The sequence below is a fragment of the Methylobacterium oxalidis genome (genome assembly GCF_007992195.1).
Taxonomy (GTDB): domain Bacteria; phylum Pseudomonadota; class Alphaproteobacteria; order Rhizobiales; family Beijerinckiaceae; genus Methylobacterium; species Methylobacterium oxalidis.
Map to the genome: position 1 here is coordinate 21,520 of NZ_BJZU01000017.1, position 15,480 is coordinate 36,999.

Annotated in this window: 16 protein-coding genes; 12 read left to right on the top strand and 4 right to left on the bottom strand. The window is 72.9% G+C overall.

Features of this window, described 5'->3' with window-relative positions; all coding sequences use genetic code 11:
* The first annotated feature begins 91 nt into the window (after positions 1-91).
* From rnr to rpmG, 5 genes are all read left to right on the top strand, one after another.
* Entirely contained in the window at positions 92-2,401 is a 2,310-nt protein-coding gene (gene rnr, locus MOX02_RS05585) for a ribonuclease R (RefSeq protein ID WP_238179344.1), read from the top strand.
* Between the two features lie 136 nt (positions 2,402-2,537).
* Positions 2,538-3,014: a DUF983 domain-containing protein gene (locus tag MOX02_RS05590; RefSeq protein ID WP_147024817.1), complete on the top strand. Its 477-nt coding sequence runs from the start codon at positions 2,538-2,540 to the stop codon at positions 3,012-3,014.
* The gene (locus tag MOX02_RS05595) at positions 2,959-3,714 is read left to right on the top strand and encodes an NUDIX hydrolase (protein WP_147024818.1); all 756 of its coding nucleotides are present in this window, start codon (positions 2,959-2,961) and stop codon (positions 3,712-3,714) included. The genes MOX02_RS05590 and MOX02_RS05595 overlap by 56 nt, the downstream gene beginning before the upstream one ends.
* Positions 3,715-3,814: 100 nt before the next feature.
* Entirely contained in the window at positions 3,815-4,999 is a 1,185-nt protein-coding gene (locus MOX02_RS05600; protein ID WP_147024819.1) for an MFS transporter, read from the top strand.
* A gap of 109 nt (positions 5,000-5,108) precedes the next feature.
* Positions 5,109-5,276 carry a 50S ribosomal protein L33 gene (rpmG, locus tag MOX02_RS05605; protein WP_109890469.1) on the top strand — a complete coding sequence of 56 codons (168 nt, stop codon included), beginning with the start codon at positions 5,109-5,111 and terminating at the stop codon, positions 5,274-5,276.
* Positions 5,277-5,363: 87 nt separating this feature from the next.
* On the opposite strand, the gene MOX02_RS05610 is transcribed toward rpmG, so the two are convergent.
* Together MOX02_RS05610 and MOX02_RS05615 are read right to left on the bottom strand one after the other, a co-directional pair.
* On the bottom strand, positions 5,364-6,737 hold the full coding sequence (locus MOX02_RS05610) for a PleD family two-component system response regulator (protein ID WP_147024820.1): 1,374 nt from the start codon (positions 6,735-6,737) through the stop codon (positions 5,364-5,366).
* Positions 6,738-6,806: 69 nt separating this feature from the next.
* A complete protein-coding gene (locus tag MOX02_RS05615) occupies positions 6,807-7,181 on the bottom strand; it encodes a response regulator (RefSeq protein WP_147024821.1) in 375 nt (124 codons plus the stop codon).
* A gap of 82 nt (positions 7,182-7,263) precedes the next feature.
* Here MOX02_RS05615 and MOX02_RS05620 point away from each other — a divergent pair, with 82 nt between their 5' ends.
* Positions 7,264-7,557, top strand: coding sequence for a DUF3572 domain-containing protein (locus MOX02_RS05620; RefSeq protein ID WP_147024822.1), 294 nt, complete (start codon positions 7,264-7,266; stop codon positions 7,555-7,557).
* On the top strand, positions 7,557-8,891 hold the full coding sequence (locus MOX02_RS05625) for a DNA polymerase IV (RefSeq protein WP_147024823.1): 1,335 nt from the start codon (positions 7,557-7,559) through the stop codon (positions 8,889-8,891). The genes MOX02_RS05620 and MOX02_RS05625 overlap by 1 nt, the downstream gene beginning before the upstream one ends.
* Positions 8,892-8,907: 16 nt before the next feature.
* Here MOX02_RS05625 and MOX02_RS05630 read toward each other — a convergent pair whose 3' ends face one another.
* Both MOX02_RS05630 and MOX02_RS05635 read right to left on the bottom strand, forming a co-directional pair.
* Positions 8,908-9,783: a cell envelope integrity EipB family protein gene (locus MOX02_RS05630; protein WP_147024824.1), complete on the bottom strand. Its 876-nt coding sequence runs from the start codon at positions 9,781-9,783 to the stop codon at positions 8,908-8,910.
* Between the two features lie 89 nt (positions 9,784-9,872).
* Positions 9,873-11,738, bottom strand: coding sequence for an ABC transporter ATP-binding protein (locus MOX02_RS05635; protein WP_147024825.1), 1,866 nt, complete (start codon positions 11,736-11,738; stop codon positions 9,873-9,875).
* Between the two features lie 126 nt (positions 11,739-11,864).
* Here MOX02_RS05635 and MOX02_RS05640 point away from each other — a divergent pair, with 126 nt between their 5' ends.
* The 5 genes from MOX02_RS05640 (at position 11,865) to MOX02_RS05660 (ending at position 15,243) form a co-directional block, all read left to right on the top strand.
* Entirely contained in the window at positions 11,865-12,596 is a 732-nt protein-coding gene (locus MOX02_RS05640) for a helix-hairpin-helix domain-containing protein (protein WP_147024826.1), read from the top strand.
* A 91-nt stretch (positions 12,597-12,687) separates the two neighbouring features.
* Entirely contained in the window at positions 12,688-12,903 is a 216-nt protein-coding gene (locus tag MOX02_RS05645; protein WP_147024827.1) for a hypothetical protein, read from the top strand.
* Positions 12,900-13,382 (top strand): DUF3016 domain-containing protein, encoded by a 483-nt coding sequence (locus tag MOX02_RS05650; RefSeq protein ID WP_147024828.1) that lies wholly within the window; start codon positions 12,900-12,902, stop codon positions 13,380-13,382. The genes MOX02_RS05645 and MOX02_RS05650 overlap by 4 nt, the downstream gene beginning before the upstream one ends.
* A gap of 77 nt (positions 13,383-13,459) precedes the next feature.
* Entirely contained in the window at positions 13,460-14,410 is a 951-nt protein-coding gene (locus MOX02_RS05655) for a diacylglycerol/lipid kinase family protein (protein ID WP_238179132.1), read from the top strand.
* Positions 14,407-15,243, top strand: a complete 837-nt coding sequence (locus tag MOX02_RS05660) for a metallophosphoesterase family protein (protein WP_147024829.1) — start codon at positions 14,407-14,409, stop codon at positions 15,241-15,243. The genes MOX02_RS05655 and MOX02_RS05660 overlap by 4 nt, the downstream gene beginning before the upstream one ends.
* Positions 15,244-15,480: the final 237 nt, after the last annotated feature.

The following is a 15,480-nucleotide window of genomic DNA, read 5'->3' on the forward strand; positions in this document are numbered from 1 at the left end:
AGCGGGCCGGGCGTTGCCGGGGCTCGTGCCCGACACCATGTTGGGAGGCGACCTCTCGACACCCTCCTCTCCTCCGGACCACGCCCGCTTCTTGGCCAGACGCACCACCTCCCCGCAGGGTCCCGCCCCGCTCCCCACCCGCGAGCAGATCCTCGCCTTCATCGACGAATCGACCGTCAAGGTCGGCAAGCGCGAGATCGCGCAGGCCTTCAACCTGAAGGGCCAGGACCGCGTCGCCCTGCGGAAGATGCTGCGCGAGATCGAGGAGGAGGGCGCGATCGAGCGCGGGCGCGGCGGCCTCTCGCCCGCCGGGCGCCTGCCGCCGGTGGTGCTCGCCGACATCCGCTCCCGCGACCGCGACGGCGAGTTCCTGGCGTTCCCGGCCTCCTGGGAGGCGGAGAGGGGCAAGCCGCCGACGATCGTGCTGGCGAGCCCGCGGGGCGGGCGCAAGCCGAAGCGGCCGATGCCGGGCATCGGCGACCGCGCCCTGATCCGCGTCGAGCCGGAGCCCGGCGATCCCACCCGCTACACCGGCCGCGTCATCAAGGTGATCGGCAAGAACAAGGCCGACGTGGTCGGCGTGTTCCGGGCCGGCGCGCAGGGCGGCCGGGTCGAGCCCGTGGAGAAGCGCGCGCAGGGACGCGAGATTCTGATCCCGCCGGGCGAGGAGGGCGAGGCGCGCGACGGCGACCTCGTCAGCGTCAGCGTCGAGCGCGAGACCCGCTTCGGGCCGCCCCGGGGCCGCGTGCGCGAGCGCCTCGGCTCCCTCGGCTCCGAGAAGGCGGTGAGCCTCATCGCGCTCCACCTCCACAACATCCCCCACGTCTTCCCCGCCGACGCGCTGGCGGAGGCCGACGCCGTGAAGCCCGCCGGCCTGAAGGGCCGCGAGGACTGGCGCGACCTCCCCCTCCTCACGATCGATCCGCCGGACGCCAAGGACCACGACGACGCCGTGTTCGCGGAGCCCGACCCGGACCCCGCCAACCCCGGCGGGTTCCGGATCACGGTCGCGATCGCGGACGTGGCGGCCTATGTGCGGCCCGGCAGCGCCCTCGACCGCGAGGCGCTCCAGCGCGGCAACTCGGTCTACTTCCCCGACCGGGTGGTGCCGATGCTGCCCGAGCGCATCTCGAACGACCTCTGCTCACTGCGCGAGGGCGAGGACCGGCCGGCGCTCGCCGTGCGGATCGTGATCGCCGCGGACGGGGTCAAGCGCAGCCACAGCGTCCACCGGGTGATGATGCGCTCGCGCGCCAAGCTCGCCTACGCCCAGGCGCAGGCCGCGATCGACGGCTACCCGGACGAGCGCACCGGCCCGATCCTGGAGGGCGTGCTCCGCCCGCTCTGGGCCGCCTACGGGGCGCTCAAGGTCGCGCGCGACAAGCGGGGTCCGCTCGCCCTCGATCTGCCCGAGCGCAAGGTGCTGCTGACGCCCCAGGGCAGCGTCGACCGGGTGATCGTGCCGGAACGCCTCGACGCGCACCGGCTGATCGAGGAGTTCATGATCCAGGCGAACGTCGCCGCCGCCGAGACCCTGGAGAGCGCCCGCCAGCCGCTGGTCTACCGCGTCCACGACGAGCCGGCGCTGGAGAAGATGCGGGCGCTCGGCGAGGTGCTGGCCTCGGTGGGCATCAAGCTGCCGAAGGAGGGCGCGCTGCGCCCGGCCCTGTTCAACCGCATCCTCGGCGCGGTGGCCGAGACCGAGCACGCCACCTTCATCAACGAGGTGGTGCTGAGGAGCCAGGCCCAGGCGGTCTACGCCGCCGAGAACCTCGGCCATTTCGGGCTGAACCTTCGCCGCTACGCGCACTTCACCTCGCCGATCCGCCGCTACGCCGACCTCATCGTGCACCGCGCCCTGATCGGCGCCTGCCGGCTGGGCAAGGACGGGCTCTCGGCGGACGTGTCGGTGGCCGAGCTGGAGCGGATCGGCGAGCAGATCTCGGGCGCCGAGCGCCGCGCCATGGCGGCCGAGCGCGAGACGATCGACCGGCTCATCGCCCACCACCTCGCCGCGCATGTCGGCGCGAGCTTCACGGGGCAGATCGCGGGCGTCACCCGGGCCGGCCTGTTCGTGAAGCTCGACGAGACGGGCGCGGACGGGTTCGTGCCGGTCTCCACCATCGGGGCCGACTACTACCGCCACGAGGAGGCCCGCCACGCCCTCGTCGGCGAGCGCTCGGGCGAGACCTATCGCCTCGGCGATCGGGTCGAGGTGAAGCTCGTGGAGGCCGCCGCCGTGGCCGGCGCGCTCCGCTTCGAGCTGCTCTCGGAAGGGTGCAGCGGCGGCGCGGGCGGGCGCGGCGGCAAGGGCGCCGTGCGCGGCCGCAAGCAGGGCCCGCGCGGACGCCCGGCCGGGATCCGCACCGGCGGCACGCGGCACCGGGGCTCCCGCCGCTGACTTGGCGACGATCGTTGGAGGGTATGGATCCTGCGGCGATCTCCAGAGATGACCATTCGCTGGCCGGCGCAGGAATGTGCTAGGTCGTCGCCGCCAACATGACGTCAGCAGAACCCTGCCGGCCGAGGTATTCAGGATGGACGATCGACCCCCGACGACCCCCACCCGCACCGGCCTGATCCGCTCCATGGCCCGCGGCTTCCTCGGCCGCTGCCCCCATTGCGGGGAGGGCCGGATGTTCGGGCGCTTCCTCAAGGTGCGTCCGGAATGCGGGGTCTGCGGCCTCGAGATGCATCACCACCGGGCCGACGACCTGCCGCCCTACGTGGTGATCTTCGTGGTCGCCCACATCGTCGGCTACCTGATCCTGGAGCTGGAGATGGGCTACGACGTGCCGCTCTGGTTCCAGCTCACCTTCTGGCCGCTGGCGACGCTCGGCATGGCGCTCGCCCTGCTGCAACCGGTCAAGGGCGCGGTGGTGGGCCTGCAATACGCCCTTGGCATGCACGGCTTCGCCACGCTACCGAGCGCGGGCAGCGAGGGCGAGGAGTCGCGTTTTGGACCAGCGGACGGACGGACCCCCGACGCGCGAGCCGGCCTCGGCCGCGCCTGAGCCGGCCCGGAGGGCGGCCGCGCTCCGCCCCCGCGACGCCGCGACGCTGATCGTCCTCGACCGGCGCGGCCGCGCGCCGAAGGTCCTGATGGGCCGGCGCAACCCCGGCCTCGTCTTCATGCCGGGCAAGTTCGTCTTCCCCGGCGGACGCATCGAGGCGGGCGACCGGCACATGCCCGTCACCGGGGCGCTCGCCGCCCCGATCGAGGCGGCGCTCGCCGCCCGCGTCACCCGGCCGCCTCGCCAGCTCGGGCGCGTGCTGGCGCTCGCGGCCATCCGCGAGACCTACGAGGAGACGGGCCTGCTCCTCGGCACCCGCGCGTACGGACCGCCGGAGACGGTGCCGGAGGGCGCCTGGGAGGCGTTCTCCCGCCACGGTGTCCTGCCGGACCTCGAGGCGCTGCACCTCGTCGCCCGGGCGATCACGCCGCCCGGCCGACCGCGCCGGTTCGACACCCGCTTCTTCGCGGTCGACCGCGCGGCGGTGGCGGCGGAGGAGGCCGGCATCGTGGGCGAGGCGGCGGAACTCGTGGAGCTCGCCTGGGTGAAGCTCGCGGACGCGCGCAAGCTCGACCTGCCCTTCATCACCCACCTGATCCTCGACGAGCTGGAGGAGCAGATGAAGGCGGACTTCGCGCCCCACCGGCCGATCCCCTTCCACACGATGCGGCACGGCAAGCGCGTGCGCACCCTGCTCTGAGCGCCCGAGAGCGCCTTCGAGCGCCGCCGCGGCGGCCGCCCCACAGGCCGCACGTCCGCACACCCCGCCCGGGACCGGCGCGCCCGCGCCCCATGAGACCATGCTCGACACGAAGCCCCGCCTCGCCCCCGACCGCAGCCGCCTCGCCGCCATCAGCGCCGCCATCACCTGCGTCGCGGTGGTGGGGATCGGGCTCAGCCTGTCGATCCCGCTCCTCTCGATCGAGATGGAGCGGATGGGCGCGTCGAGCACGCTCATCGGCGTGAACACCGCGGTGGCGGGGCTCGCCAGCATCGTGGTGGTGCCCTTCGTGCCGCGGCTCGCGGCGCGCGTCGGCGTGGCGCGGCTCCTGATGCTGGCGATCTGCCTCGGGTCCGTGAGCCTCGTCGCCTTCCGGCTCCTGCCCGACATCGCCTGGTGGTTCCCGCTGCGCTTCGTCTTCTCGGCGAATCTCGGCATCCTGTTCGTGCTGTCGGAATTCTGGATCAACGAGGCGGCGCCCCCGGAGCGGCGCGGTCTCGTCATGGGCGTCTACGCGACGGTGCTGGCGCTCGGCTTCGCGATCGGGCCGACGCTGCTGGCGGTCCTCGGGACGCAGGGCTTCCGGCCCTACCTCGCCGGCGCCGGCCTGTTCCTCGCCGGCCTCGTGCCGCTGCTGCTCGCCCGCCGCCTGTCGCCGCGCCTCGACGAGACGCCGAGCCGGCGCTTCCTCGGCTACCTGCGCCTCGCGCCCGCGGCGACGCTCGCGGCCCTCGTCTACGGCGCGGTCGAGACCGGCGGATTCGCGATCCTGCCCCTCTACGGGCTGCGCCTCGGCTACGGGGCGGAGACGGCGGCGGGCCTCGTCAGCGTGATCTCGCTCGGCAACGTGCTGTTCCAGATTCCCTTCGGCTGGCTCGCCGACCGGATCGACCGGCGGCGCGTCCTGCTGGTCTCCGCGATCGGCGGCGCGCTCGGCGCGGGGCTGATCCCGCCGGCCTCCGCCTCCTTCCCGGTCCTGATCGCGCTGCTCTTCGTCTGGGGCGGCATCGCCGGCACGCTCTACACGGTGGGCCTCGCCCATCTCGGCGCCAGCGTGCGCGGCGCGGAGCTCGCCGGTGCCAACGCCGCCTTCGTCGTGCTCTACAACATCGGCCTGATGCTGGGGCCGCCGGTCATCGGCGGCAGCATGGACCTCGTGCCGCCGCAGGGCTTCGCGTGGTCGCTCTGCGGGCTGTTCTCGGCCTACGCGCTGGTGGTCCTCTGGCGGCTGCGCGCCCCCGCCGGCCCCGCCCCCCGGCCTTGACGGGCGGCGCCCGATCGGGCATTCACCCGCCGGTATTCGGCCGGGCCTCCCCGGCCCTTTTGCGTTTCGCTCTCATGCGGAATGCCGCAATCCACAGGAGCGCCGCGCCATGGCCAAGGCCGTCACCGTCAAGATCAAGCTCGTCTCCACCGCCGACACCGGCTACTTCTACGTCACGAAGAAGAACTCGCGCACGCAGACCGAGAAGCTCTCGATGAAGAAGTACGATCCCGTCGCGCGCAAGCACGTCGAGTTCAAGGAAGCCAAGATCAAGTGATCCGGCGGGCGCCGCAGGGCGCCCCGCGAGGGTCAGGACGCGCGCAGGCCGCCCGAAGGGGCGGCCTTTCTCGTTGATGGGGCTGGCTTAAGCGGCCTGCGCCTCGACCCGGTTCCGGCCCGCGGCCTTGGCGCGGTAGAGGGCGAGGTCGGCGCGCTTGAGCATGTCGCCGGGGCCCGCATCCGCGGGCTCGCGCACGGCGACGCCGATCGAGACCGTCACCGAGACGCTGCGCGAGGCCCGCTGGATCGCGAAGGGCAGCGCCTCGACCCGCTCCCGGATGCGCTCGGCGATGGCCTGCGCCTCGCAAAGACCCGCGTCGGGCAGCACGATCACCACCTCCTCGCCGCCGTAGCGGGCGACGATGTCGATGTTGCGGGTGTGCGTGCGCAGGCGCTCGGCGAAGGTGCGCAGCACCTCGTCGCCGGCCTCGTGGCCGTAGGTGTCGTTGATGCCCTTGAAGCGGTCGATGTCGAGGATGAGCGCCGCCACCGGCCGCTGGCGCAGGGCCGCGTCGTCGAACAGGGCGCCGAGATGGCTGTCGAGGTAGCGCCGGTTGTGCAGGCCCGTCAGCCCGTCCGTGATGGCGAGCTCCATCGAGGCGTGGACGGCGCCGCGCAGCACGTCCGAGAAGCGCTTGCGGCGCACCTGCGTGCGCAGCCGCGCCTGCAGCTCGTTCCGGTCGATCGGCCGGGTCAGGAAGTCGTGCACGCCGAAATCGAGCCCGCGCACGATCCGGGCCCGCTCGTGCGGCTCGGCCAACATGATCAGGGGCACGCTGCGGGTGCGGTCGAGCGAGCGGAGCTGGCTGCACAGGCGCAGGCCGTCCGAACCCTCGAGGTCGAGGCTGACGAGGATCGCGTCGTAGGCGCCCTCCGTGGCCAGCAAGAGGGCGCGGTGCGGGTCGGCCTCCACCGTGACGGCGTGGTGCTGGCCGATCGCCGAGGCCATGCGCCCGGCCGCACCCGGGCGGTCCTCCACCAGGAGCACGCTGGCGTTCAGGCCCGTCTCCGCGGTGGCGAGCGCCAGGGGATCGCCCATGCCGAAGTCGCGCGAGGCCATGGCGCGCCCGCGCAGCTCGTCCGTCACGGCCTTCAGCCGCACGAGGCTGCGCACCCGCGTGAACAGGGCGGTGTCGTCGATCGGCTTCGTCAGGAAATCGTCGGCGCCCGCGTCGAGGCCGCGCAGCCGGTCGGAGGGCTGGTCGAGGGCCGTGACCATCACCACCGGCAGGTGGGCGGTGACGGGATTGTTCTTCAGGTGACGGCAGACCTCGAACCCGTCCATCCCCGGCATCATCACGTCGAGGAGGACGACGTCGCACAATCCCTGCTCGCAGATCGCGATCGCGTCCGGGCCGTTCATCGCGGCCAGAACGTCGAAATATTCCAGCGAGAGCTTCGTCTCGAGGAGCTTCACGTTCGGGAACAGGTCATCGACGATCAGGACCCGGGCCGACATCAACACGCTCGCTGAAGTTGTCTAATATTCGTCTTGACACGCTTAGCGAGTACAGATGTCCGCCGCGTCTCAGCTGCCCTCACCAAGATACGTCCGAACCGTTGCCAAAAACTTCGCGACCGAGATCGGCTTCGACAGGTACGCCTCGCAGCCGCCCTCGCGGATGCGCTCCTCGTCGCCCTTCATGGCGAAGGCGGTGATGGCGATGACGGGGATGTCCTTGAGGTCGTCGTCCTCCTTGAGCCACTTGGTCACCTCCAGTCCCGAGACTTCGGGGAGCTGGATGTCCATCAGGATCAGGTCGGGATGGTGCTTGCGGGCGAGCTCGATCGCCTCGATGCCGTTGGCGGTCTTGAGGGTCGCGTAGCCGTGCGCCTCCAGGAGGTCGTTGAAGAGCTTCATGTTGAGCTCGTTGTCCTCAACGATGAGCACCGTCTTCGTCATGGCCCATTGTTCCCGGTGCGCTGGCGGCTCATTGTTTACGGACTCTTCGCCCGTCTCATGGCATTGTAAGTGACACATGTTGATGAAACGCAAATCCGTTCAAGAGGATGATTCTGCTGAAGCGCTCGCCGTGGCGGTGCTCGGCTGGCTCGCGGCAGACGAGGACCGTCTGTTCCCCTTCCTGAACCTGAGCGGCCTCGCGCCGGACAATCTGCGCGAAAGCGCCCGCGACCCGGGTTTCCTGGCGGGCGTCCTCGACCACGTCATGAGCGACGAGGGCCTGCTGCTCGCCTGCGCCCGCGGGCTCGAGCGCAAGCCCGAGGCGATCGCGGCCGCCTGGCATCGCCTGTCGCCGCGGGCCTCCGACGAGGTCTGATGCGCCCGGTCTGCCGCGACTGCCTGGGCACGCAGGAGGCGGGGAGCCGCCGCTGCGGCGCCTGCGGCTCGCCGCGGCTCCTCGCGCACCCGGAGCGCGACCGGCTGACCATCGCCCACGTCGATTGCGACGCCTTCTACGCGGCTGTGGAAAAGCGGGACGACCCGAGCCTGCGCGACCGCCCGCTGATCATCGGCGGCGGGCGGCGCGGCGTCGTGTCGACGGCCTGCTACATCGCGCGGATCTCGGGCGTGCGCTCGGCGATGCCGATGTTCCAGGCGCTGAAGGCCTGCCCGGATGCGGTGGTGCTGCGCCCCGACATGGAGAAGTACGCCCGGGTCGGGCGCGAGGTGCGGGCGCTGATGCTGGCGCTGACTCCCGCGGTCGAGCCCGTCTCGATCGACGAGGCGTTCCTCGACCTCTCGGGCACCGAGCGCCTGCACGGGACGAGCCCGGCCGTGACGCTCGCCCGCTTCGCGGCGCGGGTCGAGCGCGAGGTCGGCATCACGGTCTCGATCGGCCTCTCGGACGCGAAGTTCCTGGCCAAGATCGCCTCGGACCTCGACAAGCCGCGGGGCTTCTCGATCCTCGGCCGGGCCGAGGCCGCGGAGTTCCTGGCGGACAGGCCGGTGACGATCCTGCCCGGCATCGGCCGCTCGGCCGCCGCGCGGCTCGCGGATCTCGGGATCACCCGGGTCGGCGACCTCACCCGCGCCGATCCGCGCCGCCTCTACGGCGCGATCGGCCGGGACGCCGAGCGCCTGCTCAAGCTCGCTCGCGGCGAGGACGCGCGGCCCGTGCGCAGCCACCGCGAGGCGAAGAGCGTCTCGGCGGAGACCACCTTCCAGGCCGACATCGCCGCCTTCGCGGAGCTGCGGCCGATCCTGTGGCGGCTCTGCGAGAAGGTCTCGGCCCGGCTGAAGCGCTCCGGGCTCGCCGGGGCGAGCGTGACCCTGAAGCTGAAGGACCGGAGCTTCGCGCTGCGCACCCGCACCCGCGGCGGCCTGCCGCCGACGCAGCTCGCCGCGCGGCTCTTCTCGGCCGGCGAGGCGCTGCTCCGGGATTCCTGCGACGGCACGCCCTTCCGCCTGATCGGGATCGGCGCGGGCGATCTCTGCGAGGCGGCCCACGCCGACCGGGGCGATCTCGTCGACGCGAGCGTGCGGGACACGGCCCGCCGCGAGGCGGCCCTCGACCGGGTCCGCGAGAAGTTCGGCGCGGGGGCGATCCAGCGCGGCATCGCCTTCACGGCGCCGCCGCGGCCCGAGCCCGCCGCGGCCGGCCCCCTCGCCCGGCCCGGACGCGGCGCGCAGGCGCGCGAGCCCGCCGGCTGAGCCCGTGCCGGCGCCGTCAGGGCGTGCAGGGGGCGGGCTGCACCTTGTCGATGTCGAGCCGGGTCAGGTCGCCGTTGATGGCGAAATCGCCGTAATCGAGCTTGAGGGCGCCGCTGACGCCGTTCTCGTAGAGGTCGAAGGTGAGGGTGTAGATCGGCGTGCGCTCGCCCTCCCCTTGGGTGAAGTAGCTCAGCGTCACCGGCCAGTGCGCCACCGCCGCCATCGGGCCCGCGCGCAGGGGCTTGTCGCGGTCCGTGCCGGAGGCGTTCGTCGGGGCGGTGATCTGCCGCCCGATCACCGCGAGGGTGTCGTAGACCTTGCGGCCGTCGTCCGATCCGTCGAACACCTTGGTGGAGAGGGTGGTCTGCCCGGCGCGCGCCGCCTCGATCAGCCGGCGCATGTGCAGGCTCGGGAACAGCACCGTGTCGCGGTCCTGGAACTGGTCGCGCTTGGGCTCCTTCAGGCGCACCTTGAGCCCGTCCTTCGCGTCCGCCGTGCCGTCGATGGCGGAGCCGGGGGCGCCGTTGAGGACGGTGGTGGTCTTGAAGCGGAAATCCTGGCCGTCGCCGCTCTCGAACGTGGTGTTGCGCAGGTCCGAGGTGCGGCTTCCCGACTCGCCGCTCTCCAGCATGGTGACCTGACGCGTCTGCATCGTGTAGCCGCGGCAGGCGTCGCCCTTGAAGTCGATGACGATGCGGCCGCGGGCGCTCTCGACGGCGCGGGTGCCGCCGCTGGAGGCGAGCGTGAGGTCGTAGACCGCCCGGTGGCTCGCGAGCGTCACGGGAGGGGCTGCCTTGGCCGGCGGCTCCTGGCCGGCGGGAGCGGCGGGGGCGGCCCAGGCCGTGCCGGTCGCGAGGAGGAGGAGGCAGGCTGGGGCGAGGCGCGGCGTCATGCGGACTCCTGAACTGCGCGGGCCGGGATCGGGTGCGGCTGACAGATAGGTTGTTCCCCGATCGGGGCAAAGATCGGGCCGGCGCCGCCTCAGCGGTAGCCCGCCGCCTGCAATTCGAACAGCTCCGCGTAGCGCCCCGCGCGGGCGCGCAGCTCGGCGTGGGTACCGGCTTCGAGAACCCGCCCCTCCTCCAGGACGAGGATGCGGTCGGCCATGCGCACCGTGGAGAAGCGGTGCGAGATGAGGATGGCCGTGCGCCCGCGGGTCAGCTCGCGGAAGCGCTCGAACACCGCGAACTCGGACCGCGCGTCGAGGGAGGCGGTCGGCTCGTCGAGGATCAGGATCTCGGCCTCGCGCATGTAGGCCCGGGCGATGGCGATCTTCTGCCACTCGCCCCCCGACAGGTCGACGCCCTCCGAGAAGCGCTTGCCGAGAGGCTGCGCGTAGCCGAGCGGCAGCCGCGCGATGACGGCGTCGGCGAGGCTGCGCCCGGCGGCCGCGGCAACCCGCTCGGCGTCCTCCCGCGCGTCGACGCGGCCGACCGCGACGTTCTCCCCCGCCGTGAAGTCGAAGCGCACGAAGTCCTGGAAGATGACGCCGATCCGGGCGCGCAGGTCGTCCAGGGCGTAGGCGGCGAGCGGCAGCCCGTCGAGGAGGATGCGGCCCTCGCTCGGGTCGTAGAGGCGGGTCATCAGCTTGACGATGGTGGTCTTGCCGGCCCCGTTCTCGCCGACGAGGGCGACGACCTCCCCCGCCGCGAGGCCGAAGCTGAGGTGGCGCACCGCCCACGCCGCGCTGCCCGGGTAGCGGAAGCCCACGTCCTCGAAGACGAGGCCGGCGGCGAGCGGCACCGGGACCGGCACGGGATGCTCGGGCGAGCGGATCAGCGGCCGGATCTCGAAGAAGGAGAACAGGTCCTCCAGGTACTGGGCCTGCGCGGCGATCTGCGTGAACCCGAGGAGCAGCCCCTCGATCAGGCTGCGCAGGCGCTGGAACGAGCCGGCCAGGAAGGCGAGGTCGCCGATCGAGAAATCGCCCGCGACCGTGCGCCAGACGATCGTCCCGTAGGCGAGATAGTAGGCGAGCGCGCCGAGGCTCGCGAAGGCGCCGCCCCAGAGGGTGCGGCGGATCAACAGCGCGCGGTTGTCGCCGATCAGGCGGCGGGAGATCGCCTCGAACCGCGCCACGAGGTAGGCGCTGAGGCCGAACAGCTTGATCTCCTTGGCGGATTCGACGCTGGCGCCGAGGTATCGCAGGTAGTCGATCTGGCGCCGCTCGGGCGTTCGCCGCCAGGACAGCCGGTAGCCCTGGCGGTTGAAGTGCAGCTCGTTGAGGAAGGCGGGCACCACGGCGGCGGCCAGGAGCAGGATCAGCCAGGGCGTGAAGGCCGCGAGCCCCGCCGCGAGGACGAGGAGGGTCATGAGGTCCTGCGCCTGCCTGAACACCTGGCCGATCAGGCCCATGCGGCCCGTGACCTGACGCCGCGCGCGCTCCAGCCGATCCTGCTGGGCGCTGTCCTCGAACTGGGCGAGGTCGAGATCGGCCGCGTGGCGCATCAGGCGGACGGTCGCAGCGTTGCCGTAAAGATCGGCGATGAGCTCGTCGAGAAGGGTGGTCAGGCGGCCGAGAAGGTCCGACGCGACGGCGAGGCCGAGCTCCAGGGCGACGAGCCCCGCGAGCCGGGCGAGGTGCGGGTCGGCGAGCCAGGCGCCGAGGTCGAGCGGCACGGAGCGCGGACGCGCGTGCTCGGCCACGATCGCGTCGAGGATGAGCTTGGCGACGTAGAGGAGGCAGACGGGCAGACAGGCGCGCGCGAGGCGCAGGACGACGCTCAGGGCGAACAGGCGCGGGCTCGCGGCGCGCACCTGCCCGAACAGGGCCGGGACGTAGCGCAGGGCGCCGAGGCGCCCGTCGAGCCAGGAGCGGAGGGGGAAGCCGGCCATCGCGCCGACCATGCCGCCGCCCGTCCCGCGCGTCGATCCCGCCCCGCCGCGACATCCGGCATCGGCCGGCGCGAATTTGCCCGCACTGGGAATAGCCGTATGTTAACAAAAACAGATTTCCGGAGCGGAGGAGGAGCGATGCTCAGCGGCTCGGCAGTCCTGCGGGTCTCGTTGCTGCTCATCGTCGCCGGCGCGCTCGCGGCCCTCGTGCAGCATTTCTGGCCGTACGGCGGCTCCGAGCCGGCGGAACCCCCGAGGGCTACGGTGACGGCCCCGGCCAAACCCGCGCAGCGAGCCGAGCCCGCGCAGCGAGCGGAGCCGGCACAGCGTCCCGAACCCGCGCCCCGCGCCGAGCCGAGGCGGATCGATCCGCAGGCCGCGCAGGCGCCGCAGGCCGCGCAGGTGCCGCAGGACCAGACGAACGTCCCCCAGGCTTCGCCGCCCCGGCCCTCGGCCTTCCCGCAGGCGTCGCCGGTTCCGCAGGCGGTGCCCGTCCCGTCCGTGACGCCGCAGCCCGAGGGGCCCGCGGGCCCGGCCCCCGCGCCGGGTCCGCTGGCCGGGCTCGACCCCGCTCCTCCGGCGACCCCCGCCCCGGCGCCCGGGCCGGGCCCGGAGGCGGGCGCGCGGCCGGCCGAGGGAGTGCCGCCGCAGGCCGCGCTCGACCCCGAGCCCGGCGCGCCCCGGGCGATCAGCCTCGTCGATCTCAACACCGGCTCGCTGGCGGACCTCAACCGCCTGCGCGGCGGCGGCAGCATCGGCCGGGCGATCATCCAGAAGCGGCCCTACGCCTCGGTCGACCAGCTCCTGTCGAAGCGGGTGCTCACCCGCGCGACCTACGACCGCATCAAGGACCAGGTGACGGTCCAGTAGTTCTGCCAGCCTGCGGTCTGGCGCGGGAAATCCGAGATGCCTATGGTGCGGCGTGCGTGATCACACCCGTCGACAGGCCAAGGACACCCGCATGTTCACCCCGACCGGCAGCACGATCCTGCGCGACGACCTCGGCGTGCAGGAGACCACCGAGACGGACAACATCGTCCGCTGGGACGGCGAGCGGCTCTACGTGGAGCACGACGTCTACCACAACGGTCAGCTCGTCCACCGCAAGTACCGCCGCAACGTCACCGAGCCCGTGGCCCGCGCGCTGCTCGCGGTGATCAACCGCGGCCGGCAGTGAGGCGGGCCGCCCTCGCCCTGGCGCTGCTCGCCGGACTCTCCGGACCGGCCGCCGCGCAGGTCAGCGTCCGCTACGTCGCGCCCGAGCGCTTCACCGACGCCGAGAACCGGATCGGCACCGGCCTGACCCTGCGGGTCACCCTCGCGGAGATGACCCGCATCCTGCAGGAACTCGGCCGCCGCTATCTCCGGCCGGGCGAGACCCTCGACGTCACCGTCCTCGACATCGACCTCGCCGGCATCGAGCAGCCGGGCTTCGGGACGGCGCAGGCCCTGCGCGTGGTCCGCGACGCCTCCCCGCCCCGCATCCGCTTCGCCTACACCCTGCGGCGCGGCGGCCGCACGCTGGCACAGGGCGAGGAGAGCCTCACCGACATCAACTTCCTCCTGAACCCCAGCGCCCGCTTCTCCACCGGGCCGCTCACCTACGAGCAGGAGCTGCTGCGGGGCTGGTTCCACCGGCGGTTCCAGGCCGGGTAGGCGCCGCGCCCGGCCGGAACGGGCTCCGACATCCGCCTGACGCCTGAGCCTGCCAGGGAGAGGACCTTCGCCTCCTCTTGCTGGCTCACATGCGGATCTCCCTCGTCATCAACGCGGCCTCCGGCTCGGCCGGCGCGGTCCCGCCCGAGACCATCCGCGAGCGCCTCGCCGCCTCGGGGCTGAGGATCGCCTGCGAACCCGACCCCGGCCTGCCCCTGCGGCAGCGCCTGGAACGGGCGGCGCGCGAGCCCGGCATCGGGGCGCTCGTCGTCGCGGGCGGCGACGGCACGGTGGCCTGCGCAGCCTCCGTCCTGTGCGGGAGCGAGACGCCGCTCGGGCGCCTGCCGCTCGGGCTCCTGCCGCTCGGCACCATGAACCTCCTGGCGAAGGATCTCGGCCCGCCGCTCGACCTCGACGGGGCGGTCGCGGCGATCGGCTCGGGTGTCGTGCGACGCATCGACGTCGGCGCGGTGAACGGCGAGGTCTTCCTGATCAACTCGGTCCTCGGCATGCCGGCCCGCCTCGCGCACCACCGCGAGGCGCAGCGCGGGCGCCCGAGCCTCGCGGGGCTCGCCCGCTGGACCTTGGGCCTTGTCCGCCATCTCGGGCGCTACCCGCGCCTCTCGGTGACGGCCCGGATCGACGGGCAGGAGCGGCGCCTGCGCGTGCGGGCGCTCGCCGTCGTCAACAACGACTACCGGGAGGCGCCCGGCCAGATCCTCGTGCGCGCCTCCCTCGACGGCGGCAGCCTCACCCTCTACGTGCTGCCGCGGCTCTCGCCCTGGCGCCTCCTGCGCGTCGGCCTCGCCCTCGCCCTCGCCCTCGGCGACTGGCGGGGACTGCCGGGAGTCGAGCGCCGCGCCGTCGCCGACCTCACCCTTTCCGCCCCGCGGCGGGCCCTGCGGGTGATGAACGACGGCGAGGCGCGCCTGCTGGCGAGCCCGTTGCGCTATCGCATCCTCCGGCGCGCTCTTCTCGTTATGATCCCGCCGGGTCCCGAGGAGACCGGCCAGCGGGAGCCTCCATGAGACGCATCAGCCAGATCTCGGACCTGCATTTCGGCCGCACCGACCCGGCCGTGGTGGACGGCCTCGTCGCGGAGCTGAATGCGGACCGGCCCGACCTCATCATCATCTCGGGCGACTTCACGATGGCGGCGCGGCGCCGGGAATACGCGGAGGCGAAAGCCTTCCTGGCGCGCCTGCCCGAGCCCTGGATCGCGGTGCCGGGCAACCACGACATCTCGCCCTTCCATCTCGTCCAGCGCTTCGTGCGGCCCTTCACGCGCTACAAGCGCTTCATCGCACCCGACACCGAGCCCGTCTTCCAGGACGAGGAGATCGGCATCGTCTGCCTCAACACGGTGCGGACCTGGGCGCCGGAGCGCGACTGGTCGCAGGGCAAGATCCACCGCTGGCAGATCCTGGCCGCCGAGGCGCGGCTGCGGCGCATGCCCGAGCACCTGTTCAAGATCGTGGTCGGCCACCACCCGTTCATGCCGCCGCCCTGGGACGAGGAGGCCCGCCTCGTCGGCCGCGCCGACAAGGCGCTCGCCGCCTTCCGCCGCTGCGGCGTCGGGCTGACGCTGGCCGGCCACCTGCACCGGCACTACGCGCGCTTCGCCATCGCGGAGGGCGACGGCGCGGGCCGCGAGGAGGTCGACCGCGCCCGGATGCGCGGCGGCAACGGGCGGCTCCTCGCCGTCCAGGCGGGCTCGGCCACCTCGACGCGCCTGCGCGGGAACGAGCCCAACGCCTACAACCGCATCACCGTCGAGGGCGGGCTCGCCACCGTCACCGTCCGCCTGTGGAACGGGGCCCGGTGGGAGGACGCGCCCGCCGAGCCTCAACCGGCGCCGTAGCCGCCCTTTCTGTTAGCCGGCGCATCATCGTGCTGGCCAGCCTCGTAGCCGCCGCTCGGGCGACCCTCCCGACCGCCCCCGCCCGCCGGCGGCGGCGAGTGAGGACCGGCCTCTCCGCCGCGGGCGGCCTCCTCCTTCGCACGCTCTACGCGTGCATCCTCAGTCGGCTTCTGATCGTCCTGATCCTGCATCTGGTGCCTCCTCTGCGACCCCATCACTGCGACCCAATCACAACAC

Coding starts and splice junctions, on each gene's coding strand:
- MOX02_RS05590 (WP_147024817.1), top strand. CDS start 2,538: ATGGACGATCGACCCCCGACGACCCCCACCCGCACCGGCCTGATCCGC.
- MOX02_RS05600 (WP_147024819.1), top strand. CDS start 3,815: ATGCTCGACACGAAGCCCCGCCTCGCCCCCGACCGCAGCCGCCTCGCC.
- rpmG (WP_109890469.1), top strand. CDS start 5,109: ATGGCCAAGGCCGTCACCGTCAAGATCAAGCTCGTCTCCACCGCCGAC.
- MOX02_RS05610 (WP_147024820.1), bottom strand. CDS start 6,737: ATGTCGGCCCGGGTCCTGATCGTCGATGACCTGTTCCCGAACGTGAAG.
- MOX02_RS05615 (WP_147024821.1), bottom strand. CDS start 7,181: ATGACGAAGACGGTGCTCATCGTTGAGGACAACGAGCTCAACATGAAG.
- MOX02_RS05620 (WP_147024822.1), top strand. CDS start 7,264: ATGAAACGCAAATCCGTTCAAGAGGATGATTCTGCTGAAGCGCTCGCC.
- MOX02_RS05625 (WP_147024823.1), top strand. CDS start 7,557: ATGCGCCCGGTCTGCCGCGACTGCCTGGGCACGCAGGAGGCGGGGAGC.
- MOX02_RS05630 (WP_147024824.1), bottom strand. CDS start 9,783: ATGACGCCGCGCCTCGCCCCAGCCTGCCTCCTCCTCCTCGCGACCGGC.
- MOX02_RS05635 (WP_147024825.1), bottom strand. CDS start 11,738: ATGGTCGGCGCGATGGCCGGCTTCCCCCTCCGCTCCTGGCTCGACGGG.
- MOX02_RS05640 (WP_147024826.1), top strand. CDS start 11,865: ATGCTCAGCGGCTCGGCAGTCCTGCGGGTCTCGTTGCTGCTCATCGTC.
- MOX02_RS05645 (WP_147024827.1), top strand. CDS start 12,688: ATGTTCACCCCGACCGGCAGCACGATCCTGCGCGACGACCTCGGCGTG.
- MOX02_RS05660 (WP_147024829.1), top strand. CDS start 14,407: ATGAGACGCATCAGCCAGATCTCGGACCTGCATTTCGGCCGCACCGAC.